The organism is Sphingomonas phyllosphaerae, assembly GCF_029623345.1.
Lineage (GTDB): Bacteria > Pseudomonadota > Alphaproteobacteria > Sphingomonadales > Sphingomonadaceae > Sphingomonas > Sphingomonas phyllosphaerae_C.
The window spans coordinates 1-25,464 of sequence record NZ_JAPYKH010000018.1; the positions used below are offsets into that span (position 1 = coordinate 1).

General features: G+C 63.0%; 18 protein-coding genes. 4 read left to right on the forward strand and 14 right to left on the reverse strand.

Features of this window, described 5'->3' with window-relative positions; genetic code table 11:
- From QBJ89_RS15350 to QBJ89_RS15360, 3 genes are all read right to left on the reverse strand, one after another.
- Positions 1 to 3,311 (reverse strand): Ig-like domain-containing protein (locus QBJ89_RS15350; RefSeq protein WP_277981351.1); only part of this gene is annotated, 3,311 nt, incomplete at its 3' end.
- Between the two features lie 355 nt (positions 3,312 to 3,666).
- Complete coding sequence (locus QBJ89_RS15355) at positions 3,667 to 5,124, reverse strand: CehA/McbA family metallohydrolase (protein WP_277981352.1); 1,458 nt, start codon at positions 5,122 to 5,124, stop codon at positions 3,667 to 3,669.
- A 92-nt stretch (positions 5,125 to 5,216) separates the two neighbouring features.
- Positions 5,217 to 7,628, reverse strand: a complete 2,412-nt coding sequence (locus QBJ89_RS15360) for a TonB-dependent receptor (RefSeq protein ID WP_277981353.1) — start codon at positions 7,626 to 7,628, stop codon at positions 5,217 to 5,219.
- A gap of 1,789 nt (positions 7,629 to 9,417) precedes the next feature.
- On the opposite strand from QBJ89_RS15360, the gene QBJ89_RS15365 reads away from it, so the two are divergent.
- Positions 9,418 to 10,245 carry a flagellin gene (locus tag QBJ89_RS15365; RefSeq protein WP_277981354.1) on the forward strand — a complete coding sequence of 276 codons (828 nt, stop codon included), beginning with the start codon at positions 9,418 to 9,420 and terminating at the stop codon, positions 10,243 to 10,245.
- A gap of 861 nt (positions 10,246 to 11,106) precedes the next feature.
- On the opposite strand, the gene QBJ89_RS15370 is transcribed toward QBJ89_RS15365, so the two are convergent.
- The 8 genes from QBJ89_RS15370 to QBJ89_RS15405 all read right to left on the reverse strand — a co-directional run bounded on the left by QBJ89_RS15370 (position 11,107) and on the right by QBJ89_RS15405 (position 18,392).
- Positions 11,107 to 11,823, reverse strand: coding sequence for an IS6 family transposase (locus tag QBJ89_RS15370; protein ID WP_277981355.1), 717 nt, complete (start codon positions 11,821 to 11,823; stop codon positions 11,107 to 11,109).
- Between the two features lie 454 nt (positions 11,824 to 12,277).
- Positions 12,278 to 12,604, reverse strand: a complete 327-nt coding sequence (locus QBJ89_RS15375) for a hypothetical protein (protein WP_277981356.1) — start codon at positions 12,602 to 12,604, stop codon at positions 12,278 to 12,280.
- A gap of 105 nt (positions 12,605 to 12,709) precedes the next feature.
- Positions 12,710 to 12,985 (reverse strand): hypothetical protein, encoded by a 276-nt coding sequence (locus QBJ89_RS15380; protein ID WP_277981357.1) that lies wholly within the window; start codon positions 12,983 to 12,985, stop codon positions 12,710 to 12,712.
- A 91-nt stretch (positions 12,986 to 13,076) separates the two neighbouring features.
- A complete protein-coding gene (locus QBJ89_RS15385) occupies positions 13,077 to 13,814 on the reverse strand; it encodes a hypothetical protein (protein ID WP_277981358.1) in 738 nt (245 codons plus the stop codon).
- 404 nt (positions 13,815 to 14,218) lie between these two features.
- Positions 14,219 to 15,706: a hypothetical protein gene (locus tag QBJ89_RS15390; protein ID WP_277981359.1), complete on the reverse strand. Its 1,488-nt coding sequence runs from the start codon at positions 15,704 to 15,706 to the stop codon at positions 14,219 to 14,221.
- A gap of 3 nt (positions 15,707 to 15,709) precedes the next feature.
- Complete coding sequence (locus QBJ89_RS15395) at positions 15,710 to 15,958, reverse strand: helix-turn-helix transcriptional regulator (RefSeq protein ID WP_277981360.1); 249 nt, start codon at positions 15,956 to 15,958, stop codon at positions 15,710 to 15,712.
- Between the two features lie 217 nt (positions 15,959 to 16,175).
- On the reverse strand, positions 16,176 to 17,339 hold the full coding sequence (locus QBJ89_RS15400; RefSeq protein WP_277981361.1) for a tyrosine-type recombinase/integrase: 1,164 nt from the start codon (positions 17,337 to 17,339) through the stop codon (positions 16,176 to 16,178).
- A gap of 336 nt (positions 17,340 to 17,675) precedes the next feature.
- The gene (locus QBJ89_RS15405) at positions 17,676 to 18,392 is read right to left on the reverse strand and encodes an IS6 family transposase (protein WP_277981362.1); all 717 of its coding nucleotides are present in this window, start codon (positions 18,390 to 18,392) and stop codon (positions 17,676 to 17,678) included.
- Positions 18,393 to 18,464: 72 nt separating this feature from the next.
- Between QBJ89_RS15405 and QBJ89_RS15410 the strand changes: the two genes are divergently transcribed.
- The 3 genes from QBJ89_RS15410 to QBJ89_RS15420 all read left to right on the forward strand — a co-directional run bounded on the left by QBJ89_RS15410 (position 18,465) and on the right by QBJ89_RS15420 (position 21,191).
- Positions 18,465 to 18,695: a hypothetical protein gene (locus tag QBJ89_RS15410; RefSeq protein WP_277981363.1), complete on the forward strand. Its 231-nt coding sequence runs from the start codon at positions 18,465 to 18,467 to the stop codon at positions 18,693 to 18,695.
- A 491-nt stretch (positions 18,696 to 19,186) separates the two neighbouring features.
- Positions 19,187 to 20,185, forward strand: coding sequence for an acyltransferase family protein (locus tag QBJ89_RS15415; RefSeq protein ID WP_277981364.1), 999 nt, complete (start codon positions 19,187 to 19,189; stop codon positions 20,183 to 20,185).
- Between the two features lie 391 nt (positions 20,186 to 20,576).
- A complete protein-coding gene (locus QBJ89_RS15420) occupies positions 20,577 to 21,191 on the forward strand; it encodes an SGNH/GDSL hydrolase family protein (protein WP_277981365.1) in 615 nt (204 codons plus the stop codon).
- Positions 21,192 to 21,258: 67 nt separating this feature from the next.
- Here QBJ89_RS15420 and QBJ89_RS15425 read toward each other — a convergent pair whose 3' ends face one another.
- From QBJ89_RS15425 to QBJ89_RS15435, 3 genes are all read right to left on the reverse strand, one after another.
- Positions 21,259 to 22,425, reverse strand: coding sequence for a glycosyltransferase family 4 protein (locus QBJ89_RS15425; protein ID WP_277981366.1), 1,167 nt, complete (start codon positions 22,423 to 22,425; stop codon positions 21,259 to 21,261).
- A 49-nt stretch (positions 22,426 to 22,474) separates the two neighbouring features.
- Positions 22,475 to 23,818, reverse strand: a complete 1,344-nt coding sequence (locus QBJ89_RS15430) for an oligosaccharide flippase family protein (RefSeq protein ID WP_277981367.1) — start codon at positions 23,816 to 23,818, stop codon at positions 22,475 to 22,477.
- 196 nt (positions 23,819 to 24,014) lie between these two features.
- The gene (locus QBJ89_RS15435; RefSeq protein WP_277981368.1) at positions 24,015 to 25,274 is read right to left on the reverse strand and encodes a DUF1996 domain-containing protein; all 1,260 of its coding nucleotides are present in this window, start codon (positions 25,272 to 25,274) and stop codon (positions 24,015 to 24,017) included.
- Positions 25,275 to 25,464: the final 190 nt, after the last annotated feature.

Sequence of the window (25,464 nt, forward strand, 5' to 3'; positions counted from 1 at the left end):
ACGTCGTTGCCGAGGCCGCCGAACAGCAGGTCGTTGCCGTCGCCGCCGTCGAGCGTGTCATTGCCCAGCCCGCCGCTCAGCCAGTCGTGCCCGCCCAGACCCGCGAGCGTGTCGCCGCCGAGCCCGCCCGACAGCCGGTCCTCGCCCGCGGTGCCGGTGAGCCGGTCGGCGAAGATCGTACCGGCGCGCGTGATCCCGTCGGCGATGCCAGTGACGGTCACCTCCACCGTCGCGCTGCTGGTCTGCCCGGCGGCGTCGGTGACGGTGTAGCTGAAACGGTCGGTCGCGGTTGCGCCCGGCGCGAGCGCATCGAACGAATCGTCGTCGGCGACGTAGCGCAGCGTCTGCCCCGCCGCGTCGAAAGCGACATGGCCGAGCGTGCCCCGCGTGTCGACCGCCGCGATCGTCAGCGTGTCGCCGGCGTCGGGGTCACGGTCGTTGCCGAGCAGCGTCGCCCACAGGTTGGCGCTGGTGGCGTCCTCGTCGACGCGCAACGCGTCCGCGGCGGCGACCGGCGCCTCGTTGACGTCGCTCACCGCGATGGCGAAGCCGTGCTCGGTGGTGGCGCCCGCGCTGTCGGTCGCGCGCGCGACGATCGCGTGGCTCGCCTCCGCCTCGTGGTCGAGCGCGGTCGTGGTGGTGATCACGCCGGTCCGGTGGTCCACCGCGAACAGGCCGCCGGCGTCGTCGATCAGCGCGTAGTGCAACGTATCGTTGGGCGTGTCGGTCGCCGACAGCGTGCCGACGATCGTGCCCGCGGGCAGGTTCTCGGCGACGCTGGCGTGGCTGAGCGTCAGGTCGCTCGGCGCGGCGCCGACGAACAGCAGCGCCACCTGCGGGTCATGGTCGGTCGGGCGCTCGCCCGCCGCCTGCGAGTTGAGATGGACCGAATCGTAGCTCGCGCCGCCGACCAGCCCCTGGGTGACGAGCACATTGTCGATCTGCTGCGCGTTGCCCTCGAACAGATAGGAGTAGCGCTCCTGGTTGGGCAGCAGCGTGTTGAGGTTGGTCAGCACGCCGCCCTTGGCCGGATCGGTCAGCTGGGTCTGCGCGTCCTCGAAGTAGAAGCCGTTCCAGTCACCCAACACCGCGATGTTGAGCGCCGGGTCGTCGGCGAGATGCTCGGTGATGTACGCCTTCACCCCGGCCGCCTGCGCGGTGCGCGCGGCGTCGCCGGCGTTGACCGCCGGCTGGTCGGCGCCCTGCAGCGGCTCGCTGCCGAGCCGCGAGGTGAGGTGGACGTTGATCGCGGTCACCGTCTCGCCGGCGAAGGTGAACTGCGCCACGAGCGGGTTGCGCGTGCCCTGATAGGCCGCGCCGGTGATCAGCTCGGCGCTGCCGTCGACGTAGCCGACGCGGTCGGTGTTGTAGAGATAGCCGTTGCGGATGTTGCCGCCGGGCTCGCCCCCTGTCGAGCCGGCTACGGTGGGCGCCACCTCGACATAGGCGTAGTGCAGCCCCGACTGCGCGTGGATCGCGTTGATCAGGCCCTGCGCGGTGACGGTGCCGGACAGGTCGGCGCCGCTGCCCGCGCCGTCGGCGTCCTGGATCTCCTGCACCGCGATCACGTCGGGCGCCTTGAGATTGTAGACGATGTCGCCCGCCAGCACGTCGAACTTCTGGTCCGACGTGTCGAGATTCTCGAGATTGTAGGTGGCGATCGAGAGGTGGTTGCTGTCGCCCGCCAGCGACGTGACCTCGCGCGCCAGCGTGACGTCCCGGGTGACGCTCACCGCCTCGGTGGCGATCACCTCATATTGGTCGAACGAGTAATTGACCACACCGGTAACGTTGCTGAGCTGGTCGCCGATCGTGTAGCCCGGGTGGAAGCCGGCGAAGACGCCGCTGTCGTCGTCGATCTGGATCTTCTCGGGATTATAGTCGCCTGGCGCGATGGTGATGCCGCCTCGATCGTTGACGCCGGTGGCGCCTTGGCCGTGCGAGGCGACCACGTCGGTCTCGCCGAAATCGTTGGTGTTCGACACCACCTGGGGCGCGTCGATCGTCACGCGCATGCCCTCAAGCGATTCCCAGAAGTCCAGCCCGTCGTGGCGCGGATCGAATTGGGTGAGCCCGTCGTCGTCGAGCACCTCGCTCGGCGGCAGCACGCCGCCTTGGCCGATCACCATCGCGGCGGGCAGCGCGTTGCCGCTGCTCTCCACCGTCACGGTCGGACGGATCAGCTCGGTCAGCGTCAGCCCCTGCGCGTCGCCGGCATATTCGGTCACCGTCGCGGCGACGGACACGCCGTCGCCCACCGTCACCGCGGGTGCGGTGCTGGTGAAGACGAAGATGCCGTCCGATGTCGCGTCGTTGCCGTCGCCGTGCGCCGACTGGAGATAGAAGCCGTTGGTATCCACCGCGGTGACGATGCCGGTGGTGGTGACGCTCTGGTCGACATAGGCGGAGCGGTGCGCCTCGCCCTGGATCGCGCCGATGCTGAGCGCGATCGGGTCGTCGTTGACGATCGTGCCGGTGGCATGCGCGACGTCGACCACCACGTCGCCGGTGGTCGCGCCGAGCGTCAGCGACAGCGTCTCGTTGGGCTCGCCGAAGGTATCGCCGTGCACCGGCACGACGATCGTCCTGCTCTCCTCGCCCGCGGCGAAGCGGACCGTGCCAGCGAGCGCCGCGCCGGGAGCCAGGTCGTCAACGCCGGCGGTGCCGTCGAGGTGGATGGCATAGTCGACGCTCGCGGCCAGCGCGGTGCCGCCGGCGCGGCGCACGGTGAAGACCAGCTGGGTGACGCCGTCGTCCCCCTCGGCCACCTGCGCGTCGGCGACGCTGATCCGCCCGGTACCGATGGCGGAGAGGAAGCTCTGCCCGGCGTTGACGCTGCCGAAGCTGCTCGCCTGCCCCGCCGCCCAGGTGAAGTCGGCCGCGGTCGCCCCCGCGCCGGTGAGCTGGAGCGAGAGGCCGGTCGCGGGGGCGGGGTCCTCGGACACGCCGATGTCGGTGCTGGTGACGCCCGCCGCCGGCGTGCCCGCGGCGGCGGTGAAGGTCCCCTCGTAGGAGAGCAGCTGGACGACGCTCCCGTCGGGCGCGATCAGCGCGACGCCGTCGGCCCCGCCGTTCTGGATGCCCACGCGCGCGAACGACAGCGCACCATAGCCGGCGCCCTCGTCGTCGATCGTGCCGGTCAGCGCCAGCGTGTCGTACACCGGTGCCGCGGCGGGCGTGTTCGAGCCGTTGTAGAAGACCAGGCGGTAGCCGCCGAGATCGGTGCCCGCGGCGCCCGCGACCTCGATCGCCTCGCCGGCGTCGGTGCCGACATTGTCATAGTGGATCTCGTTGATGAAGACGTCGGGCATCGCCGCACTCGCGCTGAAAGGTTTCTGTAAAGTTTAGACAGAGTTAGCGGCGCAGTGTGACAGCTATGTGGCGCTCGGGCAGCGCCGCACTTGCGCCTTTACGTCCGACGAAAGCGGTATGCGCCGAATTGTGGCAGCGCAGCGCACGATCGGCAGCCGTTCTACCCACCGAACTCATGCCGCGCGGCTTGGGTATGCCAGGATTTGCGAGCTGACCCGCTTGCGACTCCTTAAGCGCGTGAACACCAATGGCGCACGATGGCCAGTCCGAAAAGCGCAACGTCGCACGAGCATAACCAACAACCAGCCGTCAATTGTCGCAATGACGCTGCCTCATCAGGAAAGCTGGTCGATCTCATAGGCGGGCGCACGGAGTTAGATAGATTGCATTGCCGATCAACAATGGCGCGCCGTCTCGCTCGACAAGTGCCGCCAGCCACTTGGTCGCCGCGCCCGTGCCTAGCGTCGTCATAAGCGTTGCGTCCGCATCGCTGATTTTCGTCGCGCTTATCTCGCCACGATCGCCGAGTAGTCTGACCGTGGCACCCATACCCCCGATCACGTGCGTACTGACGTGGACGGAGCCGCACAGCGGCAGGCTCCCTCCCATCGCTGCCTGCACCCCGCCCGCGGTCGCGGTGAGATCGAGAAGGCGCTCCGTTGTCCCGTCGACGTCGACGAACGCGCGGCCGGAGCGGATGCCGTCGAGGATAGCCCGCGTCGACAGTTCGTTCGCCTCGATCACCGTGGTCGGACGCCCGACACGCGACGGACCGGTCACACCGTCAGGATCGTGACTGTCGCTCCCCGCGATCGCTGTGACACGATCCCCGGCGTCGAGCCGCTCACGCCATCGCGTCAGCCCCGTCATGGGGCCGGTGGTGACCGCGCCGTTGATCACCTCGATCGCGTCGACCTGGCGCCAGTCGGTGTCGGGCCATGTCCAGCCGCACCCCATGCAGCGCTCGCCCGACGGCAGTCCGGGGTGGTTGAGCGAGAACAGCGCGCCGGCGGTGTGCGCGTCACGCTGCAACGCCGCCACGCCCTCGCGCCCCGCGAGCCGGAAGTCGACAAAGCGCGTTGGCGCGAAGATGTTGGCGTGGCCGTGGAAGGTGGTAAGCTCGACGCCGGGGATCAGCAGCAGCGGCGCGACCCAGGGCTGAAGCTCGCGCAGCGCGGAGAAATGCGCGACGGTGTTGTGGTCGGTCACCGCGACAAAATCGAGCCCCGCCGCCGCGGCCGCAAGGACGGTGCGGAACAGCGGACACGGCACGCGCGCGGGAACCGCCGCGGCGGCGGTAGCGCGGGTGGCGCAGGAGCCGTCACTGTTGGCGTCGTGGAGGTGGAGGTCGCCGCGGTACCAGGCGCGGCCGCTACGCAGCGGCGCGCCCTCGGCCTGGACCGTGGCGGCGCGCCCAGCGGCACGATCGAACCAGAGCTGGACGCGGTAGCGGCTGTGCGTGCCGGCGCGGATGTTCGGCACGCCGAGCATCACCTGCCATGTGCCAGCGGGAAGCGGGCCGGCGAGATAGCCCGGCGTCGCGTCGGTGGTGGCCACCGTCACGCGGTCGCGCGCGCCGCCGCTCCAGCCGCGGAAACGCGTCGGATCCCACAGCCCGAGGTCGACCACCGTGTGGTCCGCCTTGTCGTAGCTGAGCGCGAGCGTGATCCGCTCGACGCCCGCAGGCACGGTGACGGGAACGGCGCGATAGGTCTCGTGGTCGGCGCGGGTGAGCTCACCCGTGAGAGTGATATCCTGAGCGCGCGCAACCTGCGGGACGAGAAGGAAGACCGCGAGGAAGGTCAGGAGCAAGCGGCGCGCATCGCCCTTCTCCTTCCAGAGCGAGGGCGACGGCTCCCGAAGCGGCGGCCGACGTGAGGGACGAGAAAGCGCCACGCCCCCGCTCAGAACCGCACGTCCACCGCGAAGCGCACGTTGCGCCCGAGGATCGGGCGGCCGATGAACAGCGAGTCGGTCGCCTGGCCGCTGGTCAGCTCGCCCGCGCGCGGGTTGCCCTCGGTCAGCCCGAGCGCGTTGGTGAGATTGTCGCCATAGGCCCAGAGCGATACGCGGTCGGTGAGCGCGAAGCGCGCGCTTGCGTTCAGCACGGTATAGGCCGGCAGCTCCGAGGTGTTGGCTGCGTCGGCGTAGCGCTTGGTGTAATGTTCGACGTCGCCCTGTACGCGCAGCCGATCGCCGAGCAGCGTCACCGCCGGGGTGGCGCGCAGCGCCAGCTTGGGCACGCGCAGCAGCTGGTTGCCCGAGTAATCGCGCGGCGTCAACGTCGTGCCCGACAGCTCGTTGTAGCGCAGGTCGCGGAAGGTCGGATCCTGCGCGGTGGCGTTGAGCGTGAAGTCGAACCAGCGCACCGGCCGCACCGTCGCCTCGAACTCCAGGCCATAGGCACGAGTGTTGGTGTAGATCGTCTGCTGCGTGTAACCGCCGGTCGCGGCGTCGAACTGGAAGTTGCCGATCGAGTAAGCGTCAAAGTCGGTCAGGAAGGCGGTGGCATAGGCGCTCAGCAGCGGGTCCGCATATTTCAGGCCGGCCTCGTACATCCGGATGCCTTGGGTCCGCGGCTGCGCGGTGGCGCTCGTGATGAAGCTGCCGACGCTCGGCAGGCGGAAGGCCGAGGTGTAACGCGCGAAGACACCCGCCACGTCGGCGAACTGCCAGTCGACGCCGATGGTCGCGCCGACCCGATCGAAGGTGCGATCGAAGCCGACGAACTGGCCGTTGCCGGTGAGCACGTTGTTGTCCGCCAGCGTCGCGGGGTCGCCGAGGTTGACGCTGGTCGACCCTTCCTGCGCGCCGTCGGTCTGGACATGCTCGTAGCGCACCCCGCCGTCCACCCGCACGCTCGGCAGCAGCTGCCACTCGTCCGAGGCATAGACCGCCCAGGTCGTCTGCTGCCCGCTGCCGTCCGCGAACTCGGAGCCGTAGCGCGACACGCCGTTCTGCGTCGCCGCGCCGACCACCTGCCCGGCCGCGTTCACCGCGACGAAGTCGAGCAGGCGCGAGTTGTCCGACACGTCCTGCAGCGTAGTCGCCGAGTAGCGCCGGAAGGTCTCCTTCACGCGCGCGAGATAGCCGCCGATCGCGACGTCGTGGCTCTGGCCGAACAGCTCGAAGCGGCGGCTCAGCCGCAGGTCGTCGAGGAACTCGCTCTCGATCACCGTCACCGGGCGCGCGCTGTTCTCGAACACCAGCCCGTTGCCGTTCTGCGCAGCGAGATCGAAAGCCTCGCCCGTGTCGGTGTAGCGCAGCCGCGCGTCGCTCGCGCCCGGATAAGCCGCGAGCAGCGCGGCGCGGCGCGACGCGACATAGCTCGCCGCGGTCGCAATTGAGGCGGGGTAGACGCCGTTGCGGACCGTGTTCGACGAGCGGTAGCGCGCATTGTTGGTCAGCTTGAACCCGTCGCCCATGTCCCAGGCGGCGAGCACCGAGAATTGGTCGAGACGGATGCTGGTGCCGTCGGTGTTGTTGAAGTTCACCGGACCGTTCGCGCTGCGCAGCGTGAGATAGGCCGAGGCGCGACTGGCGGTGGTGCCGTAATGCGGGTCGAAACCCGGTATGCCGGTGACCTTGCCGTTGCGGTCCTTGGTCAGCGGGATGCCGGTGTAGAAGATCGCGTTGTCGTCAAGGTGCTTGTAGCTGAGCGTCAGCTGCGCGTCGCCGAAATCCTTGGCGAGGTCGGCGCGCACCTGGCCGCCCTTGTTGCCGGTAAAGCCGGGATCGCGCACGCCCTGTTCGTTGCGGTAGAAACCGCCGACGCCGAGCGTCCAACCGTCTGCCAGCGGCGTGCCGACCCAGCCGTCGAAGCGGAACAGCTCGGCGGTCGGACCGTAGAGCACGCGCGCGTTGGCGCTCAGCGCGTCGCCGGGCTTGCGCGTGATGTAATTGACCACGCCGCCGGGCGCGTTGGAGTAGAAGATCGAGGATGGACCGCCGCGTACCACCTCGATCCGCTGAACCGACTCGTCGATGCGATAGGCCTGGTCGGCGTTGAGGTAACCGAGCGCGGGATCGTGCTGCACCGGCAGGCCGTCCTCGAGCAGATTGATCGAGCCGAAGCCGTCTACGGGGATGCCGCGGGCACGCACGTTGCCGCTGCCCTCGCCGCCGGACGCCTCGACCCAGAAGCCGGGGACCGACTTGAGCGTCTCGGTTACGCTCGACGGCGCGCGCGAGCGGATCGCGGCGTCATCGAGCGTGGTGACCGAGTAGCTGGTCTCCAGCTTGGTACGCTCGCCGCTGCCGGCGCGCCCCGTGACCACGATCTCGTCGCCCTCGGAAGATGCCGGCTCGCTGCCCACGGGCGCCGGCGCGGTTTGTGCCCGCCCTGAGACCGCCGCGAGACAAGCAGCACCAGCACATAGGGACGCGAAAACTCTGGCTCTCATCATTCCCACCCGTTGCGAATTTCAATCACTTGCGGGTCGGTTAGGGCAAAGGCATGTCACTTCCGAGACAAGCCCGTCGAACAGGCGGGAACGGTTCGACGGCCTCGGGCGATAGTAGACCGCACCCGAAGCGCCCACCTCGCGATGCCTCATGCGTGGCGGTGACCCAGGACCGGACGTTCCCGGCGCTCTGTCCGGCTCCCAGCTCCCGACGCTCATTCATCTCCGCGGCCGCACGCGTGACGCACCGCAAAGCCGTTCACCTAGTCGAGCCTTGGCAGGTTAGCCGCGCCTCGTACGCTTTCGTCTTGAGCGCGCGGCCGTGAAGCTCTCTGTCGATCGATACTCCGGGCCAAGGGTGTTTTTCGTATGCCGATCGAACCTTCGATCACCGCGAGCACCCGCGGCACGGAGCAATCGTGAACATCTCCAAAGCAGGAAGGCTACCCACGACACGCTGGCAGTTGTCGAAACGGCTGCAATCCCCAGCTCCGCTGCATTGTATGGCCATTTCAGAAATATGAGTGGGGCAAGCGGAACAACGACGGCCCAGAGCGAGAGCGTTGCTCGCTTCGCATAGGAAGGATGCTGGGCAAGGTCACGATCAACGAAGCGACGCAGGCGGAGGTACATGCTCATGGAGCCACTCTAATGTTGGCGCCGATGCCTGCAATTAGCGTTGGACATCGTTTGCCATGCGAATATCCGCAGGGTGCGATGCCCACCTGCCTTCCATCCAGGCCGAGCAACATCGCGACTGAGGCGTCTGAGATCTGGCAGGAAAGCGGCTGGTCGGGTCTCGGCAAGGCAACCGGCGATAGCTGCCGCCGCTGTTGACGTTCCATCTTCGAGAACGATCCGTTTGGGACTTTTTAGGTCTGGATGCCTTGGTAAGAACCGCGAATAACGGTACGTCGTTTTGGTGAGGTGTGGCGTGGCTATAATCCGAGCTGCTTTTCTGGTTTGCACAGCCATCCTCGCCGATGCTTCAATCGCCCAATCAGTCACCCCAATTTTGCCACCGCAGGGCGAAGCGTCCGCTCCCCCGACATGGCCCTCGACCCATCCGCTTACTCAGGCCGACCTGCTTGTGCTTCGTCAGGCTCTGGGGCCAAAGGATGAGCGGACACCGAGGCAGCGCTGCTTGGACAAAGAGCGGCGCAGGCTTGGCGGGCACGTTTCCGATCTCGCTGCGGCCGCTATTGACCTGAAGTGCAGTCAGTTGTGACATGCCGCTCAAAGGGCGTCCGTGAACAAGCGACCGCTTTAAGGCGGCTGGATTGCGTAGCCGGTGGCAAGGTTTGGGCGCTAGCGGCCTCTTCCCCTTGTGCCGAGGGCCCATTCCCGGTCACTCTGGCGCCCCTCCCCGCTTACCAACTCCGGCAGCTCGTTAATCTCGCCGCTCGAACCACCCGGGCGCTCCGCGCAGCGGTCCGGCTGGTCTCATTGGCAGCTTTACGGACTATCAAATTTGATTCTGCCTTGGATTGCGCCCCTGAGCGTTTGTGCGTGGCCAAATGCGGCCTCTCCCCCGCAAAGCCTACATCAATGGCAAAGCGGTGACGTCTAATCTTACCGCCATCTCGGCGTACGACGTTAGTCTAAGTAGGACGGAATGATGTAAACAAACGGAGTCAGCGGTCGTTCGGAAAGCTTAGGCAAGATGCCCCATATAGCTGCACCGAGATCAGGAGGTAGGCTGATGACCGTAATCAACTCGAACACCTCGGCCCTGCGCGCTACCACCGCCTCGAACAGCGCGAACAAGGCTCTCTCAGTCTCCATGGAGCGCCTGTCGACCGGCAAGCGCATCAACTCGGCCAAGGACGACGCCGCCGGCCTCGCGATCAGCAAATCAATGGCCTTGCAGATCCGTGGCATGAGCCAAGGCATCCGCAACTCGAACGACGGCATCTCGCTGGCGCAGACCGCGGAAGGCGCCCTCGGCGAGGTCTCGAACATGCTGCAGCGCATGCGCGAGCTCACCGTCCAGGCCGCCAGCGGCACCTACTCGTCGACTGACACCGACTCGATCCGCTCGGAGCAGGCCGCGCTGAAGGACCAGATCAGCTCGATCGTCACCACCACCTCGTTCAACGGCAAGAAGCTGTTCGACTCGACCGCGGCGACGGGCTTCTCGATCCAGACCGGCGCCAACATCGGCGACACCGTCACGCTGAAGTCGGTCGACTTCTCGACGGGCGGCAGCTCGAAGCTTGCGGTCGTCACTGCGCTGGCGTTCGACGCCGCCGGCACCAACGCCACGCTGAGCCAGTATGACGACGCAATCGTCGAGGTTTCGGGCGCGCGCGCCTCGCTGGGTTCGTCGCAGAAACGCCTTGAGTCGGCGGCGAACAACGCCACCGCCAACGTGACGAACCTCACCGACGCGCGCAGCCGCATCGAAGACGCCGACTTCTTGACCGAGACTACCGCGCTCGCCAGATTTCAGATTGTAACGAGGACTGCGACAGCGATGCTGGCTCAGGCCAATCAGACGCAGGAGGGGGTTATGGCGCTGCTTAGATAGGATCGTTCGGCACCCGTTTCGCTCGTCCCGAAGATCGGCTCACCATGCTGTTCCCAATCTATATGCCTTACGCCCGAATGACCCGTGAGCTGTGATTGGCTGTTGGCACGACGCCTGGAGGCTTGAAGGCTTGATCCCCAGGGCGCCGTCATCGGAGCGATAATCGGCTTTGTTTTAGGTAGTGCCTTATGCGGCTGCGCGCTGATTCGGGCGCGTCGCCGTTGAATCCTCAAGGATCCTTCGCCGTCGCCATCATACCAACTGCAGCTCTGGGTTGAGAGGCAGACCCAAGATCGGCCATACAGCGAGGCTTGACTATCCATCGAAAGCTGACGTCCGTTCATGTCCATCGCTGGGAAGGTACGAGCGGTAGCCCTCTCCCGATGTGAAGGTGAGAACGGCACGGCGGCGACCAACGTCCAGCGTCAGCTCAACTTTGTGACCGCCTCCAATTGGCCTTAAAGGTTTGACCCTCCTCGACTTCGCCCCGGGTGCAGGAGCCATCACGCCGCGCAGCGTCGCGACCAAGGCTTCGCCGTTCACCGCGGATGCATCGACATCACCGGACGTCGCAAAGGTCGTCGAAAGTTCCGGCACCAGACGCTCGCATTTTGATGATCAGGGCGCCGCTCGGGGCGTCCGGCAGCGACATTAACAGGTTCTCGCTGGGCCGCTCATCAGCTGGCAGGTTCCCGACCGGACGCGCCTCGGCACCCGCATCGCCGCCGCGCATGCGGAGAGCGACGCCGCCTACGCCCGCTTCGACGGCGCGGTGCTCACCGCCTTTCGCGAGACCGGGTGCTGTCAGTCTAACGCGAAATCGTCTCTACACGATGCACCTCGGCCATGGTGTGCGGGGAATTAGATGGCAAGCGCCTGCCACTCGGCGAGCGCCGCGGAGCGGCGCTGCTTGTAAGTCTGGCGATCGACGAGGTGGCGTTCGTGGTTGAAGTGGTTGTGGACGTTGGCGTGGACCGAGGCGAACTTCTGTAACGTTCGCATCTGCCGGAACCGCAGCATCGCCCGCTCTCGCCGCCTAAACGGCAGGTGCGAGTTCTCCACCCGGTTGTTGGCCCAGCGACCCACCTCCTGCTTATCGCGGCTGCCAAGCTCCGTCAGCGCAGCACCGTAGGAGCGAAGACCATCGGTGGTAATCGCCTCAGGCGAGCCATGGCGTTTGAGCGCTTTCTTCATGAAGGTCAGCGCCGCCTTCTTGTCGCGTGTCTTGGTGACGTAGCTCTCGAGGATCTCGCCCTCGTGATCCACCGCTCGCCACAGGTAGACCATCTCGCCGTTTAGCTTCACGTACATCTCGTCCAGGTGCCAGCGCCAATGACGGAAGCCGCGCATGCGGCTTACCCGCCGGCGCCGCACCTCACCCGCAAACAGCGGACCGAACCTGTTCCACCACAGCCTCACCGTCTCGTGGCAGAGGTCGATCCCGCGCTCGAACAGCAGGTCTTCCACGTTCCGCAGTGAGAGTGGGAAACGAACGTACATCAGCACCACCAGCCGGATCACCTCAGGCGACGAGTTGAAGTAGCGGAACGGGCTGGCTGGCTTGCGTGGGCGGGACATACCCCTCTCCTACCCCGGCGAGCGCCGCAGGTGCATTAGCTTTGACAGAGCCATCCGGTCAGCGTGGCGTTCGGCTAACGTCTTCATGGCAATTGTCCTTGTTCAGCAAAGGCGCGGTAATCGCGCCAGGCGTCGGGTCGTTTGGGATCGAACGCGGGCGCTGACGGCGGCACGGGCTCGCCAGGAGCCGCCACAGGCGCGATGATGGACGCGGCCGCGGGATAGCCCGCGATAAGCACCTGACGCGCTCCTAGCCCCACCCTGGCGCGCCCGCACAGCGCTGGCAGGGCTTCGCCCCACAAGCGCGACGTGGCCGCACCGCTGATCGCGCCCAAGGCAACGATGCGTTCTTCAGGTTCGTCATAGCGGGCATAGACGACAGCTTGCCTTGGACGCCGCGAACGGCTTTGCCGCTCTAGCCGGCGAACCCGCGTGCGAAGGCCAAGGTGCCGGCTCATTTGCCTTCGACTTCATCAAGCCGTTCGGTCAGCTTCTCAACGGTTTCACGTTCAAGGGCGCGACTAAGTTCAGTCAGCGCGTAAATTAGCTTCGACCCTTTGGAAGTGTCGATTGCGCCAACTTTCATGCCGCGATACACCTTCACCATTTCCCGGCGAATTTGCGCGCCATTCTCTAGGCGAAGCCGCTTCCCCTCACCCGCCTTAGCTTTGGCAGGGGGGAGAGGGTCAGCCGCAACGGCCGCCTTTCCGGCGGGTTCACCCCAATCGGCGTTACCGTTCGTTGCGCCATGCGCGGGGTATTGCTGCCATCCCTGTGCCAATGCTTACAATCCAAACGCGCCCGCTCGATAGTCTGCTAGCGCTAGACACCCTTGCTATTCAATAGCTCTTGCGGATTCAACACTACTTTTCACCAGCACGTGTCATCACCCAGGGTTCTTCTGTGAAGCCTCAGCTTGCGCTCCCTCAAACTCCGCGATCTGCTGAGCCATTTCAAACGCCAGCCTATAGGCCGCGACTCGCGAAGCCGCATCGTTGCTCGCGTCCTCGGCTATCCTCATTATGTCGGCTTGAACTTCAAGCACCGACTTGGACACCAGCCGCTTTGGCTTATCGTTACTCGCCTTACCCTGAGCCTCCATCTCACGCCAAATACGTATGGCATCGCCAGGCACATAGCCGCCGCTGTCGCGTTCGATCATGCTCGGCTCCCAGAGCCATTGGCTCATTTCATCTACTCCTATGCCCAAGAAATGAAGTCAGGCGTCGCCCGCCACCTGACCCCGGTTCAGGTCATCGTTGACCCGCGTTGACGCTCATGTTGCGGGCCGCCGCTTGCTGTGCCCGAACCCTCCAGGCGCCAGGCTCAGTGCCAGCAATCAGCTTTGCGAACATGCCGGCGCTATCGTTCCCGGCAGCTTCGGTCTTCATCATGGCGCTCAACAAGCCGTTGCGAAGACGTAGGCCATTGGGGTCAACCTTCATCAGCACGCGAGTGGAGATGGTGTCGCGCACCTCCTTGGGCACGCCGGTAAGAAAGGTGGATTGCTCGATGATTGTCGCCAGGATGGCGTTATCGCCATCATCAATCATCTGCGAAATGGCCTCCATCCGTTGCGCCAACGACATTCCCTGAAGCGTGCCCACAATCGCGTTCGTCAGCGTGGGGTCAGCCTTCAGGCCGGCTTTCTCGGCAAGTTCGCGTTCGACACGCTGATACTCGCCACGCAGGCTTGTCATCGCCGCCCCAAGCCGTTGCTCAAAGGTACGCTGCGAATCTTCAACCCGCTGCCGAACTTTTTTATCGTGAGTGGCGGCGCGATCTTCGCCATCCTGGTTGCCGCGATACTCGTTGTCCGAGTTAAAGGTCTCGCGGCCGAACTTAAGCGCATCGCTGGCCGCCTTAAGAGCCAGATTGCCACCGAAGGCTCCGTAGTCGATTTGCGCTTCGTGCATCGTGTGGGGCGGACCTTCCCGCAGCGACGCCAGGGGCACGTCAGGGTTATGCTCGGGTACATTGAAGATAGACATTCTAGCTTTCCTTCGGTTCGGCGGATCAGTGGTCGCCGGAGGTTTATTTACATTGTTGATTAAACGTGGTTCTTGTGACGGCTCTGCCGCCAGCCTGACCTTTCGTCTTACCTTCGGCCGCCTGGTCGAAGCGGGCGAACAGTTCCCCAATAAGCCGGCGTAGGTTTTCAGCCTTTGTCATGTTCATGGTCCTTGGAAGATTTTGAGGCTTTTAAGCCGATGGTTGAAACGGTACACGGCGGATTCCCTACGTTTTCTCCTGAAATTTGAGGTTTTAATGTTTTAATGCTTGTGGTTGCCTTCAATTTCTTTCATGCATTTTTGATCATACAGAACTAAACCGCTAAACATCAAAAGTGGTGGTTTTCTGCCTTTTACGCGGTAAAGCCGCCTTAAAAGATCGCTCAAGCGCCGGCTCCTGCGGCGTTCAAGATTGCTTGCGGATCAGACGGCGAGAAGGCTAAAGCTTGCTTGCCGAACCGCTCGATCATCTGGGCGCGGGGAATTTCACGAATAATGTCGGCTTCACACAGCGACTTTAGGCCGCGCTCTACAGCCGCCTTCGGCCCCTGCTTGTCATCTTTGAACGAAGCCGTTGCATATAGCCGCTGCTGAATGTGGGCTTTGGTAATGACAAGTGCGTCGTGCATTGGCTTCGTGCCATGATACTTGGCGCAAGCCTCCCAAGGCTTTGTGCAATATTCAGCGATGACACGCATTATTTCACGCTCCTGCCTCGACTGACTGCCGGCCAGTTGGCCAACGTCACCAGCTTCAAAGCGCGTCAACAACGGCATGACCTGACTGACGATTATGTTGGTTGCCCACATTGTTTCGTTAATCGTGACGACGGGATCGTTGGGGTTAATGCCAACCGCGCACAGCGTTGCGAGCTTCAGCGCCTTTAGGTGCGCCCGATTCCACAATTCTCGATATATTTCGGACGTGTTGGCATTAATTTGATCCGTCACCCACTGGCCAAACTCGCGAAATTTCGCCTTGGCGTCAGCATCAGCCTGGACAACGTGAACATTATGCCCGCGATTGAGTGCCAGCGCCGTAGCGCATAGGTCAGCCAATGCCTGTGTCAGCATAGGGTTTGGCGCCATCGCGGGCGCCTCCTGAAGCGGCGCACGACTGCCCTTAGCTTCTATCAGCATGAAGCGTGGCAGTAGGCCGCTGAGCACCACGCTATCGTTCAGCGCCTCATAGACGACGCCAGGAACGCTTTCGCCTAGCAGGGTCAGTGAGGGAGCTTGGATAACGTCGGTTTGCTTGTCGCGGTCACTGTAGGCCATCGGGTCAACGACGCTGCCCGCCCCTGACTTCCCATAGAGGTCAAGTAGCGTGGCCTTCAGCATTTCATCATTTGGGTTGGCTTTTGGCGAGGATATGGCTTTTAACTTATATCCAAATTCACCGATGACGCTGACGATGGAAGGTTTCTTATCGAGCCACTTCAGCAAACCAGCAGATGATACAAGCGCCGGCCCTTTAAAGTCGCCAGCCGCTGGAACAGTCTTGGTGACGGCATTAAACATTTTAGCGATGCCGGACGCCGCGGCTTCTTTTCCCATGCCAGTAGATGCCAGAAGCAATATATATTGGTTCAATCCGGCATTGGTGTAGGTGTTGTATGATTTGCCACAAATGCCAGCGATAAAGGCAATTGCGCCAGCCATGGCAATTGCATGATTGGGGTGTGGCGCAGCTTCATAGATAAAACGCCAAACGTCTCCTACCAAGCCAGGCGGTATAGCTATCTCCTCTTTAATTGTAGGTAGAGGAATAATAGCGTTAAGATGCGGCGGCGTTATGGCTCCGCTGTCGCGTCCTTGGTGGATAGGCCGGCACGCCCGGTTCTCTGTGCCGGCCTGTTCACTAAAAATCATAGCCTACGCCACAACCTGGCGTGCTTCAGCAACCTTACGCTGAATGAAGCGGTCGAGGTCCGCTTCAAGCACCACCGTCTTTTTTGGCGTCAGTTTGATGCGCTGAAGTTCACCTGAAGCGAATAGCTCATATATGGCGGATTTCTGAAGGCAGAGCCGACGACTAAGTTCCGGCAGGTCGACGAAGCGTGGCGGCTTCGGCTCAGTGTCTATAAGCATGGCGATTTCCTGGCATTGCGCCAGCCGCGACATGAAATAAGGGCGGCTGGCATGTGAACGCCGCCGCCCCTAGGGCTACTCGACAAACCCCGACACTTACCCACCCTGTGTCTTCTAACGAAGAACCGGCCTAACCGGTGATAAGCTTCAGATTCCTCGGCTGCTCGCATGTCCTAATACGGGCCGATATGGTCTGTAAAGGATAAAAGGCGATGCCCCTGAATTTTTCTAAGCGTAGATACAGACAACGTTAAGCCAATGCCGTATACATTGAAACTTCGTTGTCACCTTCAGGAAGTATGCCACAGTAGTCACCCCAAACCTTCATAATATCTTTGCGAAGGTCGAACAGGTCATCATATTGGTAAGCACCTTCAACCTTGTTGGGATTTGTGTGGGCTAGCGCTAGTTCCAGCGCTTCACGCGACATGCCGCGTTGTTTTGCTCCCCATTGCCGGAACGACGCCCGCATACCGTGGGCAGTCACGCCAGGTCGCACCCGCTTCAAGACGTTCGACACCGCCACGTCGGACAGGAGGCCGCCCCGCTCACCTGGGAATATGCGAGGGTGATCGCGCACGCGCTTCTCCCGCATGGTCTCCAGTATCTCTAACGCCTCGGCACACAAGGGCACCCGGTGCCGCTCACCGGCCTTCATGCGCTCCCCCGGTATCTCCCACACCTCGCCGTCGATTTCTGCCCACAACGCGCCCCTAGCCTCGCCTGAACGGCACGCCGTCAGGATCGACCACCGCAGGAGTCTGGCGGAGGTGCTGTCGCTCTTGCGCAGTTCGGCCATGATCGCCGGGATTTCCTCCGGCGGCGCGGATGCGTGATGCTTTACGCTACTTGCCTTGCGAGCTTCCAGTTTGAAGGCATGGGCGGGATTGTAGCGGTGGGGCTCGCCTTCTTCCTTCGCGGCTTCCTCAAGAATGACGCCAATTCGTTGCTTCACCCGCTTCTGTGTTTCGGCCAGCGCGGCCAAACCGCGTTGAGTCAACACCGCCTTGACGTCGCCATAGGTGATTTCGCCGGGTCGCTTGTCACCGAAGCCCACGGCTGCGCCAACGGGTTTGAACTCATATACCCATTTGCTGAACGTTGACGGCCACTGATCGACCGCCTTTTCGTTGCGAGGCTTGCCGTGCCGTGGGGTGGCGCGAAGATGCGCGATGTAAGCTACGGCAAAATGCTTGAACGTCAGCGCCGCCGCATCGTGCTTAGGCTTCAGCACGGTCTTAGGATCGGTGCCATTGCGAACAGCCGCGCGCATCCGTTCAGCCAATTCGCGGGCCTCGGCTAAACCGCGCTCTTTCGTGCCAGCCTTTCCAAGCCCGATTTCGACTACCTTGCCGTTCGACTGATAGCGAAAAACCCAGCTTCGGGCACCTGTGGGCTTCACCTTCAGAAGCAAGTTCGGGGCAGCAGATTAAGAACCGGGTTCCGCCGTGTCGACCTGACGTGCCGCCATTACCTTTTTCCCCGCCATTTCCGCCACCTTCGCCGGCTCGGACGCCAGGAAATTGCCGGCGGTCCGTTCTTACTTCTGGTCCTATACCATAGGGCGAACCGATGCGGAATCATGCGGGAGAATGCGGACGAAGAGCACAGGTTGAGCCAACGAAAAAATGGCGGTTTTCTGCCGTTTTTTGGCTGAAAACCTCACATTTTGGGGTGGTATGTGGCGGTGCTGTCAGTCTAATGCAAACTCGTCTCTACAAGATGCACTTTGACCTTCGTGGACGACGAGTCAGCTGGCAAGCGCCTGCCACTCTGCCAGCGCCGCGTAGCGGCGCTGCTTGTAGGTCTGGCGGTCGACGAGGTGGCGTTCGTGATTGAAGTGGTTGTGAAGGTTGGCATGGACCGAGGCGAACTTCTGTAGCGTTCGCATCTGCCGGAACCTCAGCATCGCCCGCTCTCGTCGCCTGAACGGCAGGTGCGAGTTCTCGACCCGGTTGTTAGCCCAGCGACCCACCTCCTGCTTTTCGCGGCTGCCGAGTTCGCTCAGCGCCGCACCGTAGGAGCGCAGCCCGTCGGTGGTGATCGCGTCAGGCGAGCCGTGCCGCTTGAGCGCCTTCTTCATGAACGCGAGCGTTGCCTTCTTGTCGCGCGTCTTCGTGACGTAGCTCTCGAGCACCTCGCCCTCATGATCCACCGCGCGCCATAGGTAGACCATCTCGCCGTTCAGCTTCACGTACATCTCGTCCAGGTGCCAGCGCCAGTGACGGAAGCCGCGCATCCGGCTCACCCGCTGGCGCCGCACCTCGCCCGCGAACAGCGGACCAAACCTGTTCCACCATAGCCTTACCGTCTCGTGGCAGAGGTCGATCCCGCGCTCGAACAGCAGGTCCTCCACGTTCCGCAGCGACAACGGGAACCGCACGTACATCAGCACCACGAGCCGGATCACCTCCGGCGAGGAGTTAAAGTAGCGGAACGGACTGGCTGGCTTGCGCGGGCGGGGCATGCCCCTCGCCTACCCCAATCACCTGCGCAGGTGCATTAGCTTTGACAGAGCCGTTCAGTCGATCCTGGCTGGGTGCGCACCCGCATGGGCGGCAGGTCGGCACCCGTCGATCTCGACACCGGGCAGCGCACGCAGAGCCGGTTGGCGGTCAGCGACGATCCCGCAACGATGACGAGCGGCGGTTATTGGCATGACCGCCAGCGTCAGAAGCTCGCTCCCGAGGCGCTTGACCTGGCGTTTCAAGACGAATTGCTATCGCGACTGCTAGAACTGACTGGCGTTGAGTTGCCTGGCAGCGACTAACTCGACCCATAAACGGTCACGCAGGATCACTTGGCGGTCGCTCGACTTCGGCCGATCGTTCATCTCACGTCCGAGCTTCCCGGACGTCTCACGCAGCTCTCCGGCGGGCATGCTTGGGAGGTAAGCTGCCGTCAGGGCGTAGACAAAATGCGGCCTCGAATGAACAACCGGAGCGACGGTTTGATTGTACCAACGGTGCTGTGAGCCTCGTATGTGCGGATTTTCGGTAGGCCCGTGTTGTCCGCCAGAGGGTCAGGCTTACGCGGCTGAAAGTGCTGCCATCTCGCGAACGCCGGCGTCACTCACCTGCCAGGCTCGAGCTCGGTGGGTAAGCCACACGGCCCCCTTTAAGGAGAAAGCGAAGCGGCGACCGCGAGATGGGACGTAAGCTCGATTGTTTGTCGCCCGGCAACAACGAAGCGTTCAGACAAAGCCGTCATCACGTCGTCGACGCTGGCCAAGCATGGCGGTGATTGACTAAGGGGCCATTGATGCAGCGCATTCCGATCCTCGACGGCTGGCGCGCGCTGAGCATCCTGCTGGTACTCGCGGGGCACCTGCTGCCGCTCGGACCGCACGGCTGGGGGCTCAACGGCGCGGTCGCGGCGAGCGGCATGGCGCTGTTCTTCACCCTGTCGGGCTTCCTGATCACGCAGTTCCTGCTGCACCGGCCCGAGGTGGTGCCGTTCCTGCTTCGCCGGCTGTTTCGCATCGTGCCGCTCGGCTGGGGCGCGATGATCGTGCTGGCGTTGGCGAGCCGCGCCGGCGCCGAGTCGCTCGGCGCCAACCTACTGTTCGTGGCCAACCTGCCGCCGACCGCGCTGCTGCCCGGCGGCGAGCACCTGTGGAGCCTGTGCGTCGAGGTGCAATTCTACGTCGGAATCGCGCTGCTGGTGGCGCTGGGCGGCCGGCGCGCGCTGTGGCTGTTACCCGTTCTGTGCGTCGCCGTGACGCTGACGCGGGTGGTGCAGCAGGCGCCGATCAGCATCTTCACCTGGCAGCGAGTCGACGAGATCCTGGCCGGCGCGACGCTGGCGCTGCTGCACGCGCGCGCGCCGCGCTGGACAGCGTCGCTGCCGCGCGTGCTGCCGCTGCTGCTCTTGCCGCTGCTGCTCGCCTCAGGCCACGAGAGCACCGGCGCGCTGATGTATCTGCGTCCCTATCTCGCCGCGGCGACAGTCGGCAGCTCGATCTACGCCGCGCCGGCGTGGCTGCGCGCTGCGTTCGGCTCGGCGCCGGCGCGCTACGTCGCCGAGGTCTCCTACGCGGTCTACGTCTTCCACGCGATGTTCGCGGCGAGCTGGCTCGGCAGCGGCGACACGCTGGCGCGCTACGTCAAGCGCCCGCTGCTGTTCGCCGCCACCTTCGCCGCAGCGCACGTCTCCACAGGACGTTTTGAGCGGCCGATGATCGAGCTCGGCAAGCTAATCGAGCGCCGCTGGCTTGCTGCGCGTTGCCGTCTTCAGGCGCCACTTTCGCCACGTTCTTAATAAAGCCTCAACCTTGGTCGTTCACTTGCAACTGAGCGCCCTCACGGCGCAACTCCCTATGAGGGCGACTTGAAGCATGCTGCGACCTATGCTCCACCTGCCATTCACAGCACGCTCAGCCGGCCACGGAGACGCCGCGGCTCCCGCCGGGAATTTTGGAGTTTTCATGGCTCGACAGCTACTCACTGCTGGTCTCATCCTCAGCTTCTCAGCATGCGGCGGCTCCGCCGCGGGCCGTGGCGTGAGTAGTTCGACGCTTCCAATCGCTGTCGTCCAGGCTCCTAGCGCCGGGCTGGCCACTCCGAGCGCGGCATCCAGCCCGGTCGCGGCACCGGCCGCCTCTGCTACGCCCGGTAGCGTCGGCTTCGCCCCCGAACCGGAGCCATTAGCAGTGGCGCCCGGCCCTTCCTCCCTGACAGCTTTGAAGGGCGTAGTTGCCGAGGGCGACTCTATCTCTGTTTTTTGGGGCGGCAACTACACGGGCATTTTCGCCGCTGCTCACCCGAAGATCACATTCACCGGCCTAGCGGTCGGTGGTGCCGGCATCTCTGACGTTGGCGGCGGAAACGGCTTGGTCCAGCGCCTGCCCAAGTTGATCGCACTCAAGCCTGCGGTGGTCACGATCTTGATCGGCGCCAACGATCTACCTGGTAAACGTTACGTGAGCACCTGGGCGTGGCTCGACGCCCTCTGGGCTTATGTCGCCGAGGTGAAAGCGACCGGGGCCAAGGTCATTGTCGGCACCGTTCTGCCAATCTGCCTACCACAGTATCCGGATCTTACGTCCAGCCAAAAAGAGCGCCGCGCGGTTGCGAATGATGCCATTCGAGCCGAGGTCGGAAAGCGGATCGACGGTGTATTTGATCTCGCGCGCGACCCGACGGTCGGCAACGACGAGGCGGCGTGTGACACAACCATCTATAGCGATGGGCTTCACCCGACTGCCAAGGGGCAGGAAGCCATCGCGAAAGTTTACAGCACCGCGGTCGAGGCGGCGCTTCGGTAAACCAGCCGACGCCGGCTGCGTCGGTGAAGAGATTGCACAGCTTCATTCATTGTAGGCCGCACACCTACTAGACGTAAGTTCGAGCCATCTCACTAAGATAGCTCGAATTCTTACCGTTCTCAGCCCATTCCATGATCATCGTGCTCCAATCTGCCGCGGCCGTAACCCGCTCCCACGTCATTGGCGCGGCGCTGGAGAGCGCCGCGTAGAGCTCTGTGTCACTGGCGAGTTGCCGAATTCTCGCCAGCAATGCCTGATGATCTTGTGCCTTGAAAAGCAACGCATCCGCTCCATCAGTGAACGCCGCCGCAAAGATGGGGTGATCGCTGCAGATGATCGGAGTTCGCGAGGCCAATGCCTCGAACAGGACGAGTGGGAAGCCTTCCTGGAAGCTGTAGCGGCTCGGCACCACCACCGCGTCGCTCTCACGCATGACCTGAAAAGCTTCCTCATTGTCGAGGAGACCGGTAAAACGCACCTGCTCGCTCACTCCTAGCGATGCCGCCAGCTGTCGCATCGCTGGTATATCACCTCGACCGACAATCTTCGCGTCGACGATGAGACTGTCGCCGCGCGACGCAGCGACCGCCCTGATCAGGTCGGGAACACCTTTGCTTTCGATAACGCTGCCGACGAAACACAGCGAGAAACGATTGCCACCCTCACGCCGCTTCGAACCGTGCTGTCGCGGGGTCCTGGCGAAGGGCACGTTCCAAGGAAACAGCTTTTCCCGCCGCACCCCCGCGTCGGCGAGCAACTTCGTCGCGGGTACGCCGTGGTTCGCGACGAACTCGAAGGCGCTACTGTTAAGCAGGTGACGAAGCAGGAAGAGGTTCACACGCGCGCGGAAGCTACGGCGATCGAATGAGTCAGCCAGTACTGATAGGCCCCGCTTCCCCGTCCGCCAGACAGCATGGTGTAGCGCCAAACTTGGGAAGTGACAGACAATCGCGGCGTTCGGGTCGCGCTTCAACGCAGCCGTCAGACGCGGATCACGATGATGCCGGCCGCCCAAGCCCGTTGCCGTTACGTTAGGCGCGATGACGACAGCGTCGGATTCCGCCTCCATAAGGCTATAGAGATCCACCCGGTGGCCACGCGAACCTAGCTCCACAAAGGTTCGGATAAGTTCGTCGTGTGTCGCATATGACTGCGACTCGCCAGCGTCGTACCGCCGCGCCGCCTCGACGAAGTCTCCGGCGTAGAAGTAAATTGAGATACCATCTTTCGACATGATGTCTGGCGCCCACGATCGCTGTGTAGTTGGTCCGATCTCGCCCCTGCTACAGTCGATGCATTAAGAAGAGCTGGTGCGCCGGCGCACCCAGCCCAGCCTGGAACATCGCCGCTCGAAGGACAAACGCGGTACCGAGCAGGATAAGCGTGGCAAGCACGTCCTGTCGGGCGAAGCCGATCCCGTGCCTCGCCTGCCCTATTGAGAGGCACGCGTACCGAAGGCACTCGGCCGCCACAAGTGCCGCCCCTGCCGCGACGATACCGTACGACTGAAGCGCGAGCGGGAGGAGCACCAACAAGCCCGCTAACTTGGCGACGCTGCCGAACGCGCTGAACTTGGGCGCACCAAGCCCCAACATGACGTTCTCATTCAGCGTGTTCAGGATCATCATCCAGGCCGATAGGCAAACCCATGGAAGCAGCACCGCCGCTCCATGGTAGCGTGAATCGTAAAGGAACGAGACCAGTACGTCCGACACCGCGACGAACGAACCGATCGCTGCCGCCGAAGCGAACACGAATTGTCCACGCCGGTGCGCCAGGCGGCGCTGCAACTCAGCACCGCGCGCGTCACTCGCGGCTACCGACGGAAAGACAAGCTCACTTCCAAGCTTGACGCTGAAAGACGCAAATACGTCCGCAAGCGACCGCGCGATCCCATAAACGCCTAGTGCCGCGAAGCTGACGTACTTTGCGAGTACCAATCTGTCCAAATTGGACGAGAGGAAAAATACGACCGACGAAACAAAGACCCATTTGCCAAACCCAATAATCTCAAAAGCGTAAGTTCGATCAATCATCGGGCTGTACCGCAGGTCCCGAAGAATGAAGTATGAGAGAATGGTCGGCATACATGATGCGAGCACGTTGCCAATGACAAGCCCAAGTATGTCCGGAGACAACCAGGAGGAGAGGATCAGCGCGACCGTCCCGAGTAGCGTCGAGACAACCTCGAACGTTGCTGTGCGATGGGTCGCGAGACGCTTGACCGCTAGTGGCAGCCCGATGGATGTTCCGCCGGTCAGGATGAAGAATGCCGCCATGAAAGGCAGAACGAAGCTTAAACGTGGATCATCGTAGTAGGATCGGAACACCGGGACCAGAACAAACGTCAGCAACGCCAGCAGAATTCCACGTAGTATCTGCAGAGTCCAAGCCGTGTTGTAGAACCGTGGATCCTCTGCGTTCTTCGAGCTAACAACGTTTTGCGCTATACCGATATCAGTGAATAGCTCGATACCGACGCGCAGCGTCGTCAAGAGAATCATGACGCCGAACAAGTCTGGCGCCAAAATCCGCGTGAGGACTAGGTTCGAGCCGAAGCGGATTGCCTGAACGATCCCGTAGCCGGCTGTGGCCCAGCCGAGCCGCTTTAGCATGAGCTCAGGCACATGAAGCTGCTTAAAGAATCCGGAGAAAGAGCGAGTGTTATCTGTCATCTGAGAGAGCTCAAGTCATTCCATCCTCGTTACACCGACACACGATCGGTTTCGTGGCACGGAGCATCAGTTTTAGTTCCATGAACGATGAGCCACAGACGAGCCAGATGCTGATCGGCCAGACCCTCGTGTTGAATGGCTATGTCGACTAATGATGCTCCGCTGTTTGGGCGACTGTTCTGCCACGGCCTGGGATTGCCACTAAACGCCTGCTCGTCTTCCACTCGAACGGACCCTGTTGGACCAATTGCTGGCCATTGCCCAGGTCACCGCCCGAGCAATTTAGCATCTTATCGATGCAATTGTCCGTCCATAGCTTCATGACCTTGTCGTCCCATGCGCCGAACCAGTCGGCGTGAAAGGTCGATCCGGCCGTCATTCGACCCATACCCGGCATATCGTCCGACGACAGGTACCAACTCGCCGCGCCATCGTCATCGACCGTATACCATGCACCCATGGTGAAGGCGGGTATGACATACGGGTGAGTGGAGGGGCAGCGCGGAGAGCCTTGGCTCCCATAGCTCGCGGTCGCCATATGGTCGCGGTGATTAGGGCTGTCCAGTCTTTGCCCGTCCCAGCAATCGGGAGCGTTGATGATGGCGCCCAGCCGCGCTCCGGCGGGACAATTCTGCGCCGCTTCGGCGATGGTGCGATAGTGAGCGCTCTTTGCACCAGGCCCGTCGCAGTTGAAATAGCCCCCCGCCGCGCTCGGTCGATGAGTGATCATGTCGTAGCCGAATATCATTCGAAGACCGCGTGGGATTCCGGTGCATCCCCGTGGCGCCATGCGCAGGCAATCCGGAGAAGAAGCCGGATGACGCTTGTAGTAAATCGTGACATAGTCGGGACGAACGACGTGCCCACGACCGTCAAGCATCGCTGGCATCCAATAAGCCGAGCGATTGGCTGTGTTCATGCAAGTGCTGCTGCCGCGTGAGCGCAGCGTCTCGTAGGTTGAGTAGGCATCCCCTGTCGTGTTGCCAAACCACTGATGAAGGTGGCTCTTCCCCGGCTGACCTGGGAATACGATAGGGTCGTCATAGCTGACCTGACCGGGCTGGCAGATAAAGCGGAAAGCGCCGACCGTGTCAGGCCTGGAAGATGGCGGCACTATCCCCGTTCCACCGGTCGGCTGTACCATCGTCCGAAGCAGCTCCCGCGAAGGAATTTCGGATGGCTCTTCCGCCACGTCGCCGCCGACCTGCGGCACGCTCACGTCGCCGTGCGGGTTCGCTGCGCCGGGCACACGCGGCTCCACCGCGTGCATCGCAGGGGCTTTGCCCTGCCCGCCGGTCACGACCAGCTCTGCCGGGTGCTCATCAACCCTTAGACCCGAGCTTGTCTGCGCGTCAGCGGGTGCTGAGACCGCTGCCGCGAGCAGAAAGATGACGGCCCAACGATGCAAGACAATCCTCCAAGTAGGCGTGACGCCCTCGCGCCTGCGCTCCATCCCGAACGCCCTATGATCATCGGCGGCACGGGGCAATTAGGTGAGCGATATCGGGAGCACCGATTCGGGATTGATCGACGAGCAGACGCGGCGCAGCCACCTTCCCGTGAGTCAAATGCGCACGAGGCAGCTTATTTCAGGCCGG